This window comes from Pseudomonas batumici (assembly GCF_036585405.1).
GTDB classification, from domain to species: domain Bacteria; phylum Pseudomonadota; class Gammaproteobacteria; order Pseudomonadales; family Pseudomonadaceae; genus Aquipseudomonas; species Aquipseudomonas batumici.
In genome coordinates this window covers 6,707,027-6,723,887 of the sequence record NZ_CP144470.1, presented here as the reverse complement: position 1 = coordinate 6,723,887, position 16,861 = coordinate 6,707,027, and the positions used below count along the sequence as shown (strand labels likewise).

General features: G+C 55.6%; 8 protein-coding genes. 3 read left to right on the top strand and 5 right to left on the bottom strand.

The genetic code is table 11. The features are described 5' to 3' along the window. Window positions 1-488: 488 nt before the first annotated feature. The 3 genes from NUH87_RS30860 to NUH87_RS30850 all read right to left on the bottom strand — a co-directional run bounded on the left by NUH87_RS30860 (window position 489) and on the right by NUH87_RS30850 (window position 11,112). Window positions 489-6,758 carry a hypothetical protein gene (locus NUH87_RS30860; RefSeq protein WP_338524044.1) on the bottom strand — a complete coding sequence of 2,090 codons (6,270 nt, stop codon included), beginning with the start codon at window positions 6,756-6,758 and terminating at the stop codon, window positions 489-491. A gap of 344 nt (window positions 6,759-7,102) precedes the next feature. Then, on the bottom strand, window positions 7,103-7,882 hold the full coding sequence (locus tag NUH87_RS30855) for a hypothetical protein (protein WP_338524043.1): 780 nt from the start codon (window positions 7,880-7,882) through the stop codon (window positions 7,103-7,105). Between the two features lie 29 nt (window positions 7,883-7,911). Continuing rightward, window positions 7,912-11,112 (bottom strand): hypothetical protein, encoded by a 3,201-nt coding sequence (locus NUH87_RS30850; protein WP_338524042.1) that lies wholly within the window; start codon window positions 11,110-11,112, stop codon window positions 7,912-7,914. Between the two features lie 353 nt (window positions 11,113-11,465). Here NUH87_RS30850 and NUH87_RS30845 point away from each other — a divergent pair, with 353 nt between their 5' ends. Continuing rightward, on the top strand, window positions 11,466-12,305 hold the full coding sequence (locus NUH87_RS30845) for an alpha/beta hydrolase (RefSeq protein ID WP_338524041.1): 840 nt from the start codon (window positions 11,466-11,468) through the stop codon (window positions 12,303-12,305). Between the two features lie 60 nt (window positions 12,306-12,365). Here the strand turns inward: NUH87_RS30845 and NUH87_RS30840 are convergent, their stop codons facing one another. Together NUH87_RS30840 and NUH87_RS30835 are read right to left on the bottom strand one after the other, a co-directional pair. Continuing rightward, window positions 12,366-13,295, bottom strand: coding sequence for a hypothetical protein (locus NUH87_RS30840; protein ID WP_338524040.1), 930 nt, complete (start codon window positions 13,293-13,295; stop codon window positions 12,366-12,368). Between the two features lie 579 nt (window positions 13,296-13,874). Continuing rightward, window positions 13,875-15,875, bottom strand: coding sequence for a hypothetical protein (locus NUH87_RS30835; RefSeq protein ID WP_338524039.1), 2,001 nt, complete (start codon window positions 15,873-15,875; stop codon window positions 13,875-13,877). A gap of 221 nt (window positions 15,876-16,096) precedes the next feature. On the opposite strand from NUH87_RS30835, the gene NUH87_RS30830 reads away from it, so the two are divergent. Beyond that, entirely contained in the window at window positions 16,097-16,450 is a 354-nt protein-coding gene (locus NUH87_RS30830; protein ID WP_338524038.1) for a multidrug efflux SMR transporter, read from the top strand. A gap of 25 nt (window positions 16,451-16,475) precedes the next feature. After that, entirely contained in the window at window positions 16,476-16,808 is a 333-nt protein-coding gene (gene mdtI, locus NUH87_RS30825) for a multidrug/spermidine efflux SMR transporter subunit MdtI (protein WP_338524037.1), read from the top strand. The last annotated feature ends 53 nt before the right edge of the window (window positions 16,809-16,861 follow it).

The window sequence follows — 16,861 nt, the reverse complement described above, 5'->3', positions numbered from 1 at the left end:
GAGAAATCAAACATCATCACATCAGAGCCTTTAAATCTCGGATTGCTAATCACCGAGCTAGATGCAACCTTAAAGTACTTATCGGAACTATTGCTACCGCCCGAGCCCTGCCCATAAATACCGACCTTGTACTCCCCCCTTTCAAGAATTTCGAGCTCACGAGAAACTCACCTTTAAAAGTAGAAGCACTCTGACAATGCTTCCAAGTGTGACCAGCGTTGTCATCAATTGCTACAAGCTTGATACTTATATCGTTTGGACCGCTCACCCCCGCCGAGCAGAAGTCAATAGTTTCCCAAAACCCGCTAGTAGTCTGCGCAGAGAAGCGTACAGACTCACCTATCTTGTATTCTGGTTTGGGGGTATTGTTAAAAGACACCCCAGCGCAATGTCCAAAAATCGGCATGAACAATACAATCAGATAAATCAATACTCTTAACATGCGACCCATTCCATCAAAATTATTTAGAATGCACTGACATAGAAAACTAGAAGCTATTCTCATCAAACTTATAACGCATCCGCAGGTAAATCCCCTGCGCCGTCTCCGTCGTGTCGCTGAAGTCGCGATCGATAAACCCAAAAAAGTTGTAGCCCACGGACACCCACAAGTCGTCCTTGATCACGCGGCCAGCTTCCAGCCCCAGCGCGCTCTGACGGGCATTGGCACCGTCGAACATCACCGAGCCGGAGAGGCCGACATCCCACTTCTCGTTCAGGTCATGGGTCACCCGCCCGGACACCAGGTGGCCGGTGGTGCGACTGGCCAGGCCAGCGCCGCTTTCATTGACTTGCTTGAAGGCGTAGCGCCCGGAGAACGTCGTATCGGTCCAGGGCTGCACATTGGCGTGGGTGGACAGGATATGGGCATGGCGACGGTTGCTGTCGCCGGTGGCCAGATCGCCGGTTTCCAGCCGGTGTTCGTAGTAACCCAGGGCATCGAAGCCGTTGCTGGCGGTCGGCCGGTAAGCGGCGCCGAGTCGCTGGCGCATGCGCAGGCTGTCGCCGCGTGAGCGCTCGCCACGGCCATTGACCACATAGACCACGCTTTTGCCGAGCAGCGTCCAGTCCGGGTCGATCCTGTAGCCGAGGCTGAAGGTGTTGAGCACGCTCTCTTCATGGCGGGCACGGCGCAGCTCGAGGCTGGTGCTGCCCTTCCAGCGCTTGCTGCCGAGGTATTCCAACGTACCGGTCACGGCGGTGGACTCTTCGCCGGCCTTGCCGCCCAGGGCCTTGGTGCGCTCGAAGCTGGTGCTGGCGCGCAAGCCCTGATCCAGATCCCAGCCGTTACGCACCCCGTAGGCCGCTTCGGCGCCCCGGGTATCAAGACCGCCGCCCTCGCGGTATTCGCTGAAGGCGCTGCCGTCTTTCATGTATTGGCCTTCGGCACCGGCCAGCGTGCGGTAGTTGCCTTTCTGGCTGCCCAGGTCGTAGAGGCTGCCGAGGCTGGAGATCGCCTCATGACGACCATAGAGCCGACCGCCGGACTTCATCCGATAGTCGCCGCCGAACGCCAGCATGCGTTTTTCGCTGTCCCTGACGTCTTGCTCGTATTCGGTATAGGCGCTGGCACCACTCAGCTGGGGCACGGCCGTGGTGAGTTTGCCGCGGACGGTCTTGAGGTCGATCTCCTGCTTCTCGCCTTCGATGTTTTGTGCTGTGCCATGGGCAATGCGGGTGCCGACTTCGGCGCGCAGGTTTTCGTTGAGCAGACGTTCGACGCTGAGTGTGCCGCCACTACGGTCGCTGTTGAGGTCCTGTTGGCTGCTCTTGGAGTGAATCACTTCACTCTTGAGGGTGTGCTTCTGGTCGATGCGGTAGTCGGTGCGGGCACGCAGGTCGGTCTGGCCGGCGCCGACCGGGGCGCTGACGTTGTCGAAGCCGTCATCGGTCTTCACCGCGCTGACCTGCGCCTTGAGATCGCCGTCTTCGTGATTCAGTTCGACGCGGGCACCCTGCCCTTTACCGCCAATGCCACGGCTATTGCCGGTGTTATTGAGGGTGCCGGCGGTGGTCCTTTCCACTTCCGGGGCCTTGGTCTGGGCCAGCTCGGCGTTCAAGCGGGTGCCCTTGGCCAGGTCGACTTGCAGGGTCGCGCCCCGCAGTTGACGCTCGGCGTGGGGGTTGCGGTCGTCAACCGCGACGGCGCCGACCTTGACCTTCTCGGTGACTTGCACCTGGACATCGCCGCCGATCAACCAGAAGTTCTCACCCGTGCCTTTGGCTTCGTAAGTGACGCGGATCTTGCGCGGGTTGAGGGTGTCCCGATCGAGGCTGGATTGCTGCTGGGTAAAGAGCAGGTGACCGCTGACCGGCTCGATCTCGTAGTCGGCGCCACGGCTGAGGGTCTTGCTGTCGGCAATCAGCCCGGGCTGGTTGCGGTCATAGGTAATGACCTCGACCCGCTCGCTGTTCTCGATGTAGTCGCCCTCGATCACGCGGAACGGACCGGAAGTGCCGTTGGGCTGGATCCAGACCACGCGCTGGGTGAGGTTGTCGCGGCTGACGAACAGGTCGGTGCTGACCTTGCCGTGCTCCAGATGGTGCTGCAGGCCGGTGACCGAGCGGTTGTATTGGGTTAACTGGCGCAGGGTCGCGTTGGAAGAGGTCGAGAAGTCACCATAGACCAGGTACGAACGGTCTTTGTCCACGCGCAGGTAGAGCTTGCTGGTGGATTGGGCATCGAAACCACGCAACGAAGAGTCACCATAGACCGGGTAGTAACGGTCCGGCTGGATGTCGCGGAACATGCGGTCCTTGATGTCCTTGTCGCTGTCGTAGGCCGCGGTGAGCAGGTACTCGCCCTTGACCTTGCCTTTGAGGAAGAACGCGGCACGCCCGGCGGCGCTGCCTTTGCCGTCGTTCCAACTGCGGCTGAAACTGCGCAGTTCGCGCTCGAAGCCGTCCCGTGAACCGGCCGCCTGGATCGAGCCATTGCGCAGGTTGACGACGCCTTCGAGGATACCGTTGGCGATCATGTCGCGCAGTTCCGGTACCAGGCCCAGGCGCTCTTCGGTTTTCTGCTTGCCGCTGGACACGCGAATCAACACCTCGCCCGCCTCGCTGGGCGGTTGCAGGTCGAATTCGGCCACGCCGCCCTGGACCATGACTTGCGCGCCGGCGGTCAGTGTGTCGAGGTCCTCGGTCTGCCACAGGCCGGCACTGGCTTCGAGGGTCAGCGGCAGACGCGCGCCGACCGGCACGCCATCGCGATCCAGCAGGCGGACCTGGATGCGCACCGGGGTTTTGCCATCCGCCACGGCCTTTTCCGGCAGCGTCACTTCAATGCGATCGAGATCCCCCGGGGCAATCAGGGTGATGGTCTTTTCTTCGTCGCTGTCGGCCTGGCGCAAGGTCAGGACGTTCTTGCCCGGCAGCAGGTTGACGCCGATGTATTCCCAGGCCGCCAGGCCACGGGCGGCCACTTCGCTACGCTTGCCGACACGATCGAGACCCAGCACCTTGTCGTTGACCTGCAAGCGCAGGGCGCCACGGTTGCGACCCTTGACCTGGACGTTGGTCTGCCGCGACAGCAGGACATCGCCGTCCTTCAAGCCGAGAAACTCCAGTTCGTTGCTGGCCGTGGGCAGCAGTTGCTCGAACGACTGCGGCTTCTGCGCATTGGGTTTGCGCGGTTGATTACCTCCGACAGGCGTTGCATTGTTCTGACCTGCGGTGGCGCTGGAAGCCGCCACGGGCTGACCGCTGGCATTGATGATGCCGCTGGCCGGGCGACTCTTGAGGTTGCTGGTGCTGCTCAACTGGGTAATCGTCTGCTCGAGACGGATTTTCACCGCGTTTTCGAGTTCGTCCGGTAGCGCCGCATAACGCTTCTGGCGGCTTTGCACTTCACGCTTGACCGCGTCATCGACGCCGCAGGCCAGGGTGAAGTCGGCCCGACCCAGCTCACCGTTGCGCAGGTCGACGAAGCGGCTGTTGCCGTTACCGGCGTTGCGGTTGTTCAACACCAGTGGCGTGCTGCCCTTGGGCAAGGTGACGGGGTCGAGCTTGAACACGTGGGTCTGCGGCTTGAGGCCATAGAGGCTGTATTGACCGTCCACGTCGGTTTCGGCGAAGGTGCCGTCCTCCATATAAATGCGCACGCCCGGCACGCCCATTTCGCCCTCGCCCTGTTGGCCATCCTGGTCGCAGTCGAGGAACACCTTACCGACCACGAACGCATCGCTGCTGAACACCCCGGCGACGACATGCACCACCGCCGAGGCCTGGTTGGAGGTCAAGGCACCGGCGCTGGCCGAGGCCCGATTGATCGCCCGCGTGCCTTCCTTGACGGTCGCACCCACCCGCGCACGGTAGGTGATGACCGCTTCACTGTTGGCCGGCAGGGGGACGTCGCTGAAATCCAGCGTCATTGTCGACTTATCGATTACCGGGGCCTTCGCGGCCTTGGCCGGGGCGCCGGCAACGGCGATACGCAACGAGTTCGGCACATAGCTGAAGCCGCTCGGCAGGCTATCGGCGATTTTCAAGCCCGACAGCGAACCGCTGAGGCCATGCTTGACGAACAAGGTGTAGTTGACGAAATCGACCGCTTCGACCTCCGGGCGATCGACTTCCATGCGCAGGACCAGGCCTTTGCCGGCGGCCTCGTCAGGATCAAGTGCCAGGTGATTGTTGGCCAGGCGCAGGCTGCCCGGGCGACGGGCAAAGGCGTTGTAATAAATAGCCTCCGCGCCATCGGCGGCGCGCAAGCTCGAGGCGACCTTGTACACCCCGGCTTGCCCCGCTGGAATGTCCAGGTGTTTGTCCTGAGGCGGCAGCAAGCGCGAGAAACCCTGTTGATAACCGCTCGGCGCCTGTACGTCCAACTGGTAGACGCCTGCCGGTGCCTGCGGGTGGAAATCGAAGAAGTAGAAGCCGTTCTCGTCGGTCACCACCTCTTGCTCCCCTCCCGTCAGGAACTCCCGGGCCGTCAAGGCGTTCTCCACGCTCCGTAGCGTGACCTTGGCGCCGGCCACCGGCTCGCGAGTGACAGCGTTATAGAGGCGACCCGTGGGGGATACCGGCAGGTTCTGTTCAAGCAACGCCATCCCTGCCTGCAGCGCCGGGTACTCCACTACGCTTTCACTGTGCCGCAGTCGGCTCTTGGCGTCGCCATGGTCCTGTGCCAGGCCGTACCAGGCCCCCTGCGGAGAAAGGATGCGCAAGCCATAGACACGCCCCGGCACAACGCCGGTAATGCGGTAGGCGCCGTTACCATCGGTCTGCGCTTCGTTGACGATCTCATTGCCATAGAGGAGTTGGGCACGCCAGCCGGCCAGCAACGCCTCGCCACCGTCGAAGCGGCCATTGTGATCTTCGTCCAGCCAGACGCGACCGGCCACGGAGGCGCCCTGGAGAATGCGCACAGTATCGCGGACACTGTTGTTCGCCGTCAGCGTCGACGACTCACCGCCGCCCGAGACGTCGAGACGGGTTTCCAGTTCAAGCACCGCCTTGCCCTGGGGAATCGCACTGGCCGGAACCTTCACGGTCAATTGAACCGGGGTGGAATCGGCCCCCGGCGCCAGGGCCTGTTGGCTTTTGCAGCGCAGCTGCTGTCCTGCTTGACGGCACTCCCAGCCCTCCCCCTGGGAGCCCTGAACCTGCATGGCGCCGGGGAGCTGAGTGTTCATTTCCAGCACACCCTGGGTGGGCTGACCGCCCTCGTTGCGGGTCTTGAGGATGTAGGTGCCGTCCTGGTCAGCCGCGAAGTCGCCGACATGTTTGAGCAAGGGAAGCAGATCGGCACCGGCCAGTTGCCCCACGCTCAATTTCAGCGGCGCGCTGCTGATATGTCGCGGTCGGTCCGCCTGACCGTCACCGAAGTAGGCATCCAGGACACTGTTGAGGCTACCCGAGGCTTGCTCCGTGATATTCAGTTTGAATACCGCCAGTTCGGCGGGCATCTGCTTGGCCGGCAAACCTTGGGGCAAGGCAATCGCGACTTCGGCGACATTGGCTGCATCGGCGGCTGACAACTGCGTCCGGTACTCGAAAGCCGGAGCGCTGCGCAGGCGAAACAGTGTCTGCGCGCCTTGCCGTGCGCCCAACACGCGGAGGGAGCCGTCTATATAGCGCGTATGCGCCGGCAGTTGCTGACGCAGCAGGAACACCGAACGGGGTGCGCCATCGATGCGGATCGGGGTGCCGTTGGCACTGGCCACTTCACTGGCCTGGGTGGTAGCGCTCAGGTTGCCCGCGCGCAGCGTCAGGGTCACGCTGTCGCCCGGTTGAACCGCGGTTTTCGAGGCCAGCAGACTCACCTGGACATTGGCGCCCTGGGTCAGTTCGACAAAGCTTTGGGCGCTCTCCTGCACGCCGCCCTGGGTGGTGGCCTGCAGTTTGAGGTGAGCCCGGCCCGTGACCTTCTGTGCCGGCAGTCGACCGCTCAACCACAAGGTCGTCGGTGCCGGAGCATTGGCTTCCAACAGCAGCGGAAAGCCACCGCCGCTCAGCAAATCACGGCTATCGCCGTCCTGATGCAGTTGCATATCTTCCAAGGCGAAATCAGCGGCGAGGGACTCTGCACGAAAAGCGAAATTGGTCGCCACGTTGCCGGTGTTGTGCAACTGGAAGGCGATCCGCGCTTCACTGCCTGGCGTGATGTGGGTGAGTTCGGCCGCGGTCAGGGTCAGGGCTTCAACGGCCTGGACCTTGATAAAAACCGGAGCCGAAAAGACCCGGCTTGGCTTGAGCGGGTCAAGACCAATGTAGCTGGCTTCGGCATACGCCTTCAGCTCACCGGGCGGCGCCATGGCGGCTTCGACAGTGTTGCTGCAGAGCCCCGCGATACCCGCAAGACTCACCACACTCAAGATAAAGAGATGACGAACGATCGGTAAAAACATACTCACGAAACCCTGGCCCTGGAAGCGCTGCAAGTGGCCGCCCAGGAAAAATGGGCGGCACGTCAGCGGGCCGTGAGAATGCTATTTTGTCCTCCCGGGCTGTACCGGACAGGTCCGAAATTCCCGGTACAGCTAAACAATGGTTGCGAGGTAGTGAATAGTTATAACGGTAAAGGGGCCGATGGCCGGGCCAAGGGGGCGGGTCCGCCGTCGAGACACTACGGCAGACCCACCGACGGGGCTTGCGGGACTCAGCCCCGGCCGGTTAAACGCTCCGTACAATTCTTGAAGAGCCCTTGCGCCGCTTCTTCGAATTGGTCGTGGTTTCTGCGGGCATACGTTGTCGTTTCGATCAATCGCTCTTTCGTGCCCTCTGTATCCGGGGCATTCGGGTTGTAGGTAGCCGCAGCCGTCTGACGAGGGTATTTATAACCACAGTCATCCAATATTTTATCCGTCATCAATTCGATGACCCCCACCCCTAAAAACGGCTCCTCAGGAAGCTGACTGTCATAGGGGTAGATCTTCTGAAGCAAGGCCTGTATCAAGAGACGCTCCATCTCGATCGGCCTCAATCCGCTAGAGGTTTGGTAGAGGAGCGCAGGGTTTATGTAAATCCGATCACCTTGCACATCCACCGCGTAGCGCGAGGCGGGATCAAGGACAATTTTCCATTTCTGCCCATCCGAGCCCGATTGATCAAACCACTGGGTCGCTTGAGAATACAATATGGCCGAGACGATTGGATGTTCTGCAATGGAGCGATAAAAGTTCGCGATATTGGCAACGGACCATAGGCCAGTGCTCGACGGATTGAGCAAAGAAAGGTTCTGCTCAATATTTTCAAGCCAACGGGTGGGCCGAGTTGCCACCGCCTGAAGACCAGTTAACCGCTCCAGCAGCACTCTCATCGCTGCACTTTCCATCACCCGATCATATTGCTCTGGACTCAGCCCCGCCGGCCGGGCCTCACCCGCCTCTACTACCTTGGCGACAGAACGCTTACCCCAAAGTTCGAACTCATAATCCAAAAATTCCTTTTCTAACTCGGCCGCCCTTATTACTTCCTCCTTTTGACCAGCAGGAGTGTCGCTGTATGCAAATCTTGGCGGCCTTGGCTCTCCCAACAAATCCAGTATCCGCCTACTGGAAAAAACCACTGTTCCAAGGTTGTGTCCTGGCTTTTTATCGGGGTCATCTGCGCCTGCGCCGGCGTGAAGCAACTCGTGCAGGAAGATTTCTTCGGTCGTAGAATTTGCAACTCCCGTCGCAGTTGGATAGGTAATTGACGCAGACACGCTGTCTGAGGGTATGGTGATCGTCGTACCCTTGAGATCAAACTCCCCCGAGTTTCGCAACTTAGCTTGATTTTCCATTTCTGCTTGTGACCAAAACGCCCGATAAAACTACCCTCATCATTGATCAAACTTCGAAACCACAGGTTTTGCTTATAAATGCTCATCACAAAACTTGGAATGTTCAACCGGCTGAGTTCTTCGTTTTCAACGGCCAGGTTATCCGAGAACTTCCATGACGCTGAGAGATCCGGCTCAACAAGCATCCGCAGGAGCGTGTCTTTAACCGTGACTCTTTCCGTCAAGTTTTGCCCCATAACGACGACGCCCTCCGGATTGATTCCCGGCCCCCATTCGCTATACAATTTTTTTCCATCGTAAATAAGAGGCGCTGTACCAGGAAGGGCGGCTCCGGTTTCCCAGTCGGCCACGAAATAGTAATCGCCGTCCTTTACTACCGCCACCGCTCGCCCTCCTTCATTGCCTAGCAGCATGACGTCATACTCTTGCGTCGATCCCTGGCATTTGACCTCATAGCCCGCGCGCGACATGAGCGTTAAAATCTTAAACTTTGGGGGGACATTGGAATCGGTCTTTATCCAGGCGGCGTCTGGTGCAACGCGTGGCTGGAGCACGTTATCCAGCGTTGCTCCGAGCGGCCGAACTGCCACCAACAGGTCGTCCCTGTCCTCTTCGGTCCGGGGCTTTATATAAGACTTGATGGCAGACTCCAACTCTTCGGCACTTGCCGCCAAGAGGGTCTCACCAGTATCAACAAGGACAGTCCCTAAACGCTCATTAGCGTAATCGAGCAACGCTGCCGCGGTCTCTTGCGCATCCTGACCGCCGAGGATTTTTCGATCGAAGTACTGATCGACTAAACGGCGGATAAAGCTTGTCAGCGCATCCTCTTGATCCCGACCGTTCAACCATGCTCGTGCCGCTTTCTCCAGGTCGCTAGCCGTTTTCTCGCCGCCCTCTGACACCTCTATTTTATTCAGCTCCAACCACAAATTCATACGCCCATGCGCCTGCTTATCCGCTTTGGCCAGTTGAGAAAGCTCATCGCTGACCCTTCTCATTATCCAGTCAGCCCGAGGCCCTGCGACAATCTCGGCACTGTCACTGCGGACAAGATGCAGCGCGAACCAGAGGCCACTCTCAGGCTGGGACTTCAACAGCGCTTGGAAGTCCGCAATCAATTGCGCTCGATGACTGTCATCCGCGGGTAAGCTGGTGCCGGTGAATTGGTTGAGTGTCACCACCATCGAGTGCTCTGGACTGCCGATGGGATAATCGCTGTTCTCCCGCAACTGGGATATCGCCAGCTGCAGCGCTTGCCGACGATGCTCCTCATCCAACAAGGTAAAGCCTGGCACCTGTGAAAACTGCGATAATTTCAGCAATTGCTCGACAGTCATCCCGGCGGCGTTGCGCAGGGTAAAGCCATCGAATATGACGGGCTTATCGGTTTTGTTCTGATAGCATTCGCTGGCAAACAGGTTTTCAGCTATTTTTTTTACGGCCAGCTCAGTGCCCAGGGCCTTGATGAAATTCCCCTTCAAAGCCTCGAGCGAGACCTTTCCTTGATCCATCGCGGCATGCAGCATATCCCCATGGTGCACCTGGTTGTGGATCAACGCCGCTGAAATCAACAGCGCATCCTGGTTAAGTGCCGCCTGCCCGTCGATGTCGGAGCGTTTAGGCAAATCGTTCGGATTCAGAGAACGGTAGAACTCCGCCGAAACGGATAAGTCGTAATGCTGGCTCACGCGGTTCAACGCGTTGCTCGGGTGTTGCAGCTCTCTCTGCGCCTGCGGCCAGTCGACCCAATCGCGTAAGCTGCCTTTCAATTTGTAGAGGTATGCATCAACCAGATGAATGGGCGCGGGCACCTCTTGCTGATAGACCGCGAGTGCATGCACCAGCACTTCGCTGTCACTGGACGAAGGATGCGCATCGAGAAACCTGTCCACTGCCAACACAAGCCCGAGCAAACGTCGATCCTCACTGTCGATAGCTGCAAAGAATGATGTTTGATCGGTGCCCTCCTTCTCTAACAGCGAGCTCAGTTGATTCTCGAGCTTATTTAACGAAAAGGTGGCTGCCGCGCGATCAATAGTAGGCTTAACCCGCATCAAACCGTCCTCCACTAACGTTGCCAACCGGCGTTGATGGCTAAACCTGGAACCTGTGTCGTCGGTAATGAATGTTTCTGACGTTTTATTCCCAAGGGTAGGCCATTCGGTCAGCGAGTTGAGGTTGATGTCGGGCACTGTCGCACCTACACCGAACTCAGTGGATAGTTTGGATGAATTACATGGCGGAGTGCTGGTATCAAGGGGGTTATATATAAAATCGCCAGGGATGGATTTGACCACCTCAAGCTCAGCGCGCTTTACTCGCGCGTAATAATGTTCAACACCGGCCTTTACCGCGTTCCTCAGGTCGTTTTTTTTCTTGACTCTTGTGCTCTCATCCTTCGGTTTATTTCGCCCCGACATAGAAAAGGAGTTGGATAGCTCGCCGTCTTTATGCATCCGACCCCGATCAGACTTGTTGCCCGAAACGTCCTTTCGGTCGGGCGTCACCGACTGAGACAGATCTTTCACACCAGGCGTGGCCGGCGGATGAAAATGGCCTGGTGCCGGAGCATGAGTAATCGGCTTCTGAGAATTTTTTGCACCACTATTATCAGACAACCTTTTTCTAGACGACCCTTTTTTCTTATGGGCGCGCGTACGTGCACGTCTATTTATTTTGGGGGAATCTACGTTTTTTATGGCATCTCTAAAATTACCCGTTGAGACATCTCTGGACGGAAAATGTATCTGGGGCATGGTGGCATTACTTGACCCGACAATAGCATTTCCAATGATCGTTCGACCAACGCCTGAAGATTGATTTACATCATTTACATGCGAAGAGGCATTATGAAAAAGATTCACTGCTGCAATCAACGTCATATAAAACTCCAGAATTGAAAGTTACTCACGAATGAATACACCGTCACATGCACCGATTAATTTTCCGGCAGGCCTCCAGCCTCGCCGAGACTCCCATTTGCCACCCTTGAGCGAACCACCCATATAGGACTTGTCCGAAACAACAGCCTTGACTGATCACGAAATCCTGTTATCTGGCTATCGATAAATAGCCCCCAACAAAAGCGTTACTTGCAAGCAGAATAACCAAACGCAAGCATGCTTGATGCTGTTCACCTACCCAGGTGTTTTTAATCAGCCATCCTTCGGCAACGCTCTGTGCAATACGCTGCGGAGCATTGAGATAACGCGTTTCAATCAGGGGATAACACTCTATGCCTTTTAAAACCATCAGCGGCCAGCCTCTTTATTATAGGGATGAAGGCAAAGGATTTCCTGTCCTGCTGGGCCATAGCTATTTGTGGAACTCGAGCATGTGGGAGCCGCAGATTACAGTCCTGTCGAAGAAATACCGAGTTATCGCCCCGGATCTTTGGGGGCACGGGAGGTCGGGCAAATTGCCCAACGACAGCTGGGCCCTGTCGGACATCGCACACCATATGTTACGGCTGCTCGATGAGCTGGATATCCAGCAATGCGCCATGGTCGGATTGTCTGTCGGCGGAATGTGGGGCGCTGAACTGGCTCTGATGGCGCCGGAGCGCATCAGATGCCTGGTCCTGATGGACACCTATCTAGGCGCGGAGCCACCCCTGGCGCGAATCGGCTACTTCAAAATGCTCGAACAGATCTATGATGCCGGAGCAATATCGTCGATATTGCTCGACAGGATCGTTCCACTGTTTTTCCATCCCGAGATCAACCTTGACTCAGCTCTCCCTTCGGTCTTCCGCTCGGAACTCGCCCAGTTCTCCGCCAAGCAATTGCGCGAAAACATCGTGCCGCTGGGACAGATGACATTTGGGCGAAAGAATAAACTCCAGAGCCTACGGGAGCTTGACTCGCAGAGCACGCTATTGATGTGTGGTCAGCATGATATTCCCCGCCCTCCCGCGGAAACCCTGGAGATGGCTCAGAGAATCGGCTGCGAGTACAAACTCATACCGAAAGCCGGTCATATCTCCAACCTGGAAAATCCGAATTTCGTCAATGAGGCACTGCTTGCCTTTATTCGCAAGCACGCCCTCTCTCCCTCCTGCACTACCCCCAGCTAAACCTCCACACAGAAACAGCCCGGCATCGCCTGCCGGGCTGTTTGTTTTCAGCGAATGAATCTATTTCTTCAACAGTTCATCAATAAAAAATGAGGGTTTGGGTGGTGGTTCGGGCGGCGATTTGAATACCAGCGGCCCCATGGTCGCCACATCACCAATATGCACAGCAAATTTTTCAAGACTTTCCTTACATTCATCTTCAACTGCTTTTTTGAGAAGAGTGATAGCCTCCGAGAGCAAGAGATCGTCCTCTGGAGTATCATAGTCATATTGTCCAGAAAGGCATCTTAGCCAGCCTTTAACCATATCTTTCGACTCCGACTTTAATCTCGCCAGCGAGATATCCTGAGATTTGGGTAAATTTCCGAACGTTACACAGACAGACTCCCCGCCTGCGCAAGGAAAATACATCAAGCCTACTTTAGCTCTGGCAAACGGCTCGTCCAGCTTTTCATTAATGAGCCCCCGTAGACGCGCCCGAGTTATCAGGCCATCGAATCGACTACCGAGATCATTGTGTCTTTCTCGTTCCAGCCCCTCAAGCATTTCCATGGGTTTACCAAGAATAGAAAAAAAGCATTTCAACTGATCCTGTTTAGCGTGCTGCATTCCTTGCAATCTAGAGTTCAGGATCGCTTGAGGCCATTCCAACTCAGCCGTTGTTCGGGGTTTGCTGGTGGCAGTCCATTTCAAGGACGTCGCATCAGAGTCGGAGCCTGGCGGATCATTGACCACCAACACCTTAAGCAAGGACGAAGAATTGTCACTCGATGAGGCCCCTGCTGAAAAACCGCTAAAGCCCTCCTTAAAAGCAGAAGTCCCCGGGCAAACAATCACGGATGCCTGGGGTGGCTCTTGAGTCACTGTAGAGGCACTCCCATGACCCACACCCACATTACACACCCCACAGATGCTTGTGGATGGGATACTAGCTGTCTCGGTAACCGTGACTTGCTCCGAGGGATCGATAGACGACGTTCCTTTAATCATTGAAACTCCTTTATGCTGACTAGTGCCTTGCTATAAACATATTTTTACTCCACAAAAACCACAAGCAAAAATAAGACGTGTCCCAATAGCATCTCACCCCTATAGCGTTAAATTTAAAAATGATGAAATTCAACCTTTCTTATTTGGCCCCTTCAATTCATGGACATACAATCCTATGCTAGAAAATCCCTCCCCCATTCACCACCACCCAAATAATTGGACGTATGAATTGCTTGTGAGTCGCACCGACCGCGATACGAATATACAACCAAGTGAAACTCATGGAATGCCCTTACTGGTAGGCCAGCTAGAATCTAGCGGACCCGACGCACATCCGGAACCGAACACGATACTGGAGAATCTGGGTAATGGCTTTTCCGGACAATACACTTCCAAAATAAGTGGAGAGCTTCAGCGAGTTTTCACTTGATTTTTTAGCGAAATGATATTTTGGGGCACCAAGAAAAAACTGAGGCCTTTTTGGCGTTACCCGATGGCAGTTGAAAATATGCTGATACGGCAGGAGGAGCAGAATGATTTAAAGGGTTTGCGGAAGGTGCCCTATAGGGCTTAATTTCCTTACGAATGCGCCCCCTCCACCGAGCTCTGAGAGTCAGTGCCCAAGTTCATTTGCTTACGTTTTTGCTTGGCTTCAACAGCCAGTTCTTTTCCTCGGTTTCTCCTCGGATCTACTTTCTTCCGTGTGCCCCCTCCTTTCCGGCCCCTCCCAACTTGCTTTCCAATAAAATACGACATATGAAGTTCTCGTTTCTTCTCTTCCCAAGTATACTGCTTTGCTAAATTAAAAAATATGACACCCACAACAGCATCGCTTTGTTCGCCTAGCCGAGTAGGCCCAGCACTTTCATCCCGTAATATTTTAGCCTGCCGAATGTAATCCATTACCTTTTTTTCATATAAAGATTGAATATAACGCCGATAGGCGCGATCCTCCGCACCAGTGAAAGACAAGGTATCCCAATAATAATCCTCATCATCAGCTGAGTATCGAACACATCCCTCATATTGCTTACAATTACCGCCGGGGATGGGAACCACCTCACCACCTGTAATTTTATCTGTATGCCTGGAGCAGTCCGGACCTCTATCTAGGTCAATTTCAAAAGGTTTGAGGTGCAGCAGGCTGGCGAGTACCTCCTTCACCTCGGGAGACATGTCATCATCCATGACCAGCCAGTCGAGTAATTTTTTCGCGGCACGGTAATCTGCGCAATCCTTAGTAGGATAACGTTTACCCAGCACTTTATGAAAGTAGTCCAGCTTTCTTTTGGAATGACTATCCAGCCTATTACAGGCCGCCTTATATAGAGTTTTACCATTCAATGGCCGAGGGCAGTTCAGCTGGAAATCCAGGATCATTCCGCCCTTGCACACCGAGTAATCCAACCAGTGTTGCCTGGCCCAGCATCTGAAATCATCGAGAGATGGCCAGTGACAAGGTTTAACCCGATTGTCATATGTTGCTGGAATTTCATTGAGCAGAGCGCTATAGAGGGCTTCCACCGACTCGGCGGTCTCGACATGAAATGTTAGAATCCTTTTTTTTACATCGTCGAAGAACCCCTCTTTCCACTCCACCACACCTCCCGTCGATTCGGAATAATGCAGCCCGCATTCCCAGAGCCGGTTAAGGCACTCTTCTTCCGAAACGATAAGCGGCTTACCGCGCGCCGCGAGCGCCGAATTGGCGGTCTCTAGAAACACACTCAGGTTGACCTTGGGCTTTTTTTCTCCCAACGGCGCATCCGCCCCTGACGCTTTGCTGATAAAGTCAGGATGATAAAGCTCCAGCATTTCAGAAAGCCGATAAACAGCCACCAGGCTCTGCAGCAATCGTCGCTGCTCGTACTTGGCGCACGAATACAAAACGGCGCTTTGTGCAGGTCCTTCGCTTAGCCCATCGATCTCTTGGTCGAGGTACGTTTTCTTATCATCCGACAGAGCCCCCATTGCGCGCTCAAGCGACGCTCTTGCCTTCAGCAGGTGTTCAGAAAGCACCGCTGTATCCCTGACAGCAGCGGCCAGACCTTCCAACACAGCAAGAGCCTGCTGCAAAAGATCGGACCTTATTTGAATGTTAGTCTTCTCCAGCAAGTCCGCACTCTTGAGAAGTGCTAGAGCACGACGATGGCACGCCTTGTTTTTATTATTCGCACTATCCATCAGCTGCTGTTGGTGATCAGATCGTGATTTTATCAGCTCTGACAATAGACTCACTGTTGCCTTATCCAACCCACCTGCAGAGACTCTGACGATTTCAATCAATGTATCAATGAGATCATCGACATCCCCAAAAGCCAACACGCCTTCATGCAGAGAAGAACACTGTGAAATGTTGTCAAAATCTATGCGGACATTCTGGTTACTATCGCAACCTTCAGGATAAACATCGCCACTTACCGTCTTAATACTGCCATGACTATTAGAACAAAATATATTTCCATTCCAGATACCTCCTTGGCTACCAACAATGGGCGCTGGGCCAGGAATATGATCTTCACCCCCCCCACAAGAAGGACTAATGGAGGTGTACTCTGCAGAGTCGATAGATCCAAGCATCACTTTATCCTTATGGCCCAACAGTCCTATAGATTTGTGCGGTTTGCAAAACCATCAGTGTGCCCCACCCGCCATCCGCCGGAATAGGTCGTGTCTGATCGGCACGAAGACAGTGCTGCTATAGTCTCTCACTCACGTTTCAGGCCGGCGGCAAGTGCAGCGCCAAGGCTTGTACATCGATTTTCATGAGTGTGTCCCTCTATCGGGATAAGGAGCTTAATATGCATTGGTTATTCTTACTTGCAGCAATTGCCTCTGAGATTCTGGGCGTCATGGCGATGAAATACGCGTCGATCGACATGCCCCTGATCGGCTATACCCTGATGTCAGCTGCCATCGCGCTCTCGTTCTTCTTCCTGGCCATGGCGGTTAAAGTCATCCCGGTGGCTGTTGCCTATGCCGCCTGGGAGGGCGTTGGACTCATCGCCGTCGCGGTACTGAGTGTCGCGCTCTTCGGTGAGACGATCAATCTGCAGAAAATCATCGGTCTGCTCACGGTTTTCCTGGGCGTTTTGATGATGGAGCGTGGTGTTGAAGACAGCCATCCCGAGCCCGCCACCGCCAAACTTATTTAACGACTCCATCACTGGGTGACTTGCTATGTTAGAAAATTTCACATGGGTCCATATGGCCTGGATGGCCGCGGCGGTGGTGCTCGAAGTCGTCGCGAACCTGTTCATCAAGGCCTCCAAGGGCTTTACTCGACGCACGCTCGGACTGGCAGGGATACTGTCCGCGGTTTTCTCTTTCGTCTGTTTGTCCATGGCGGTCCAGGGAATCGCCCTTTCGGTTGCCTATGCGATCTGGGGAGGCTGTGGTGTCGTCGCCACCGCGGTACTGGGTTATACATTATTCAAACAACGAGTGAAGTTGATCGGCTGGATCGGTATCGCCACCATCGTGGCGGGAATGGCTACCCTCAAGCTTTCCTGATCGCCGGACCGACAAAGCACTGCTCGCCCCTGGCGAGCAGTGTGATACAGGGC

Bases quoted from the DNA above. Each gene is read 5' to 3' on its own strand.
- mdtI (WP_338524037.1), top strand. From the start codon at position 16,476: ATGTTAGAAAATTTCACATGGGTCCATATGGCCTGGATGGCCGCGGCG.
- NUH87_RS30850 (WP_338524042.1), bottom strand. From the start codon at position 11,112: ATGACGTTGATTGCAGCAGTGAATCTTTTTCATAATGCCTCTTCGCAT.
- NUH87_RS30840 (WP_338524040.1), bottom strand. From the start codon at position 13,295: ATGATTAAAGGAACGTCGTCTATCGATCCCTCGGAGCAAGTCACGGTT.
- NUH87_RS30835 (WP_338524039.1), bottom strand. From the start codon at position 15,875: ATGCTTGGATCTATCGACTCTGCAGAGTACACCTCCATTAGTCCTTCT.
- NUH87_RS30860 (WP_338524044.1), bottom strand. From the start codon at position 6,758: ATGGCGCCGCCCGGTGAGCTGAAGGCGTATGCCGAAGCCAGCTACATT.
- NUH87_RS30830 (WP_338524038.1), top strand. From the start codon at position 16,097: ATGCATTGGTTATTCTTACTTGCAGCAATTGCCTCTGAGATTCTGGGC.
- NUH87_RS30845 (WP_338524041.1), top strand. From the start codon at position 11,466: ATGCCTTTTAAAACCATCAGCGGCCAGCCTCTTTATTATAGGGATGAA.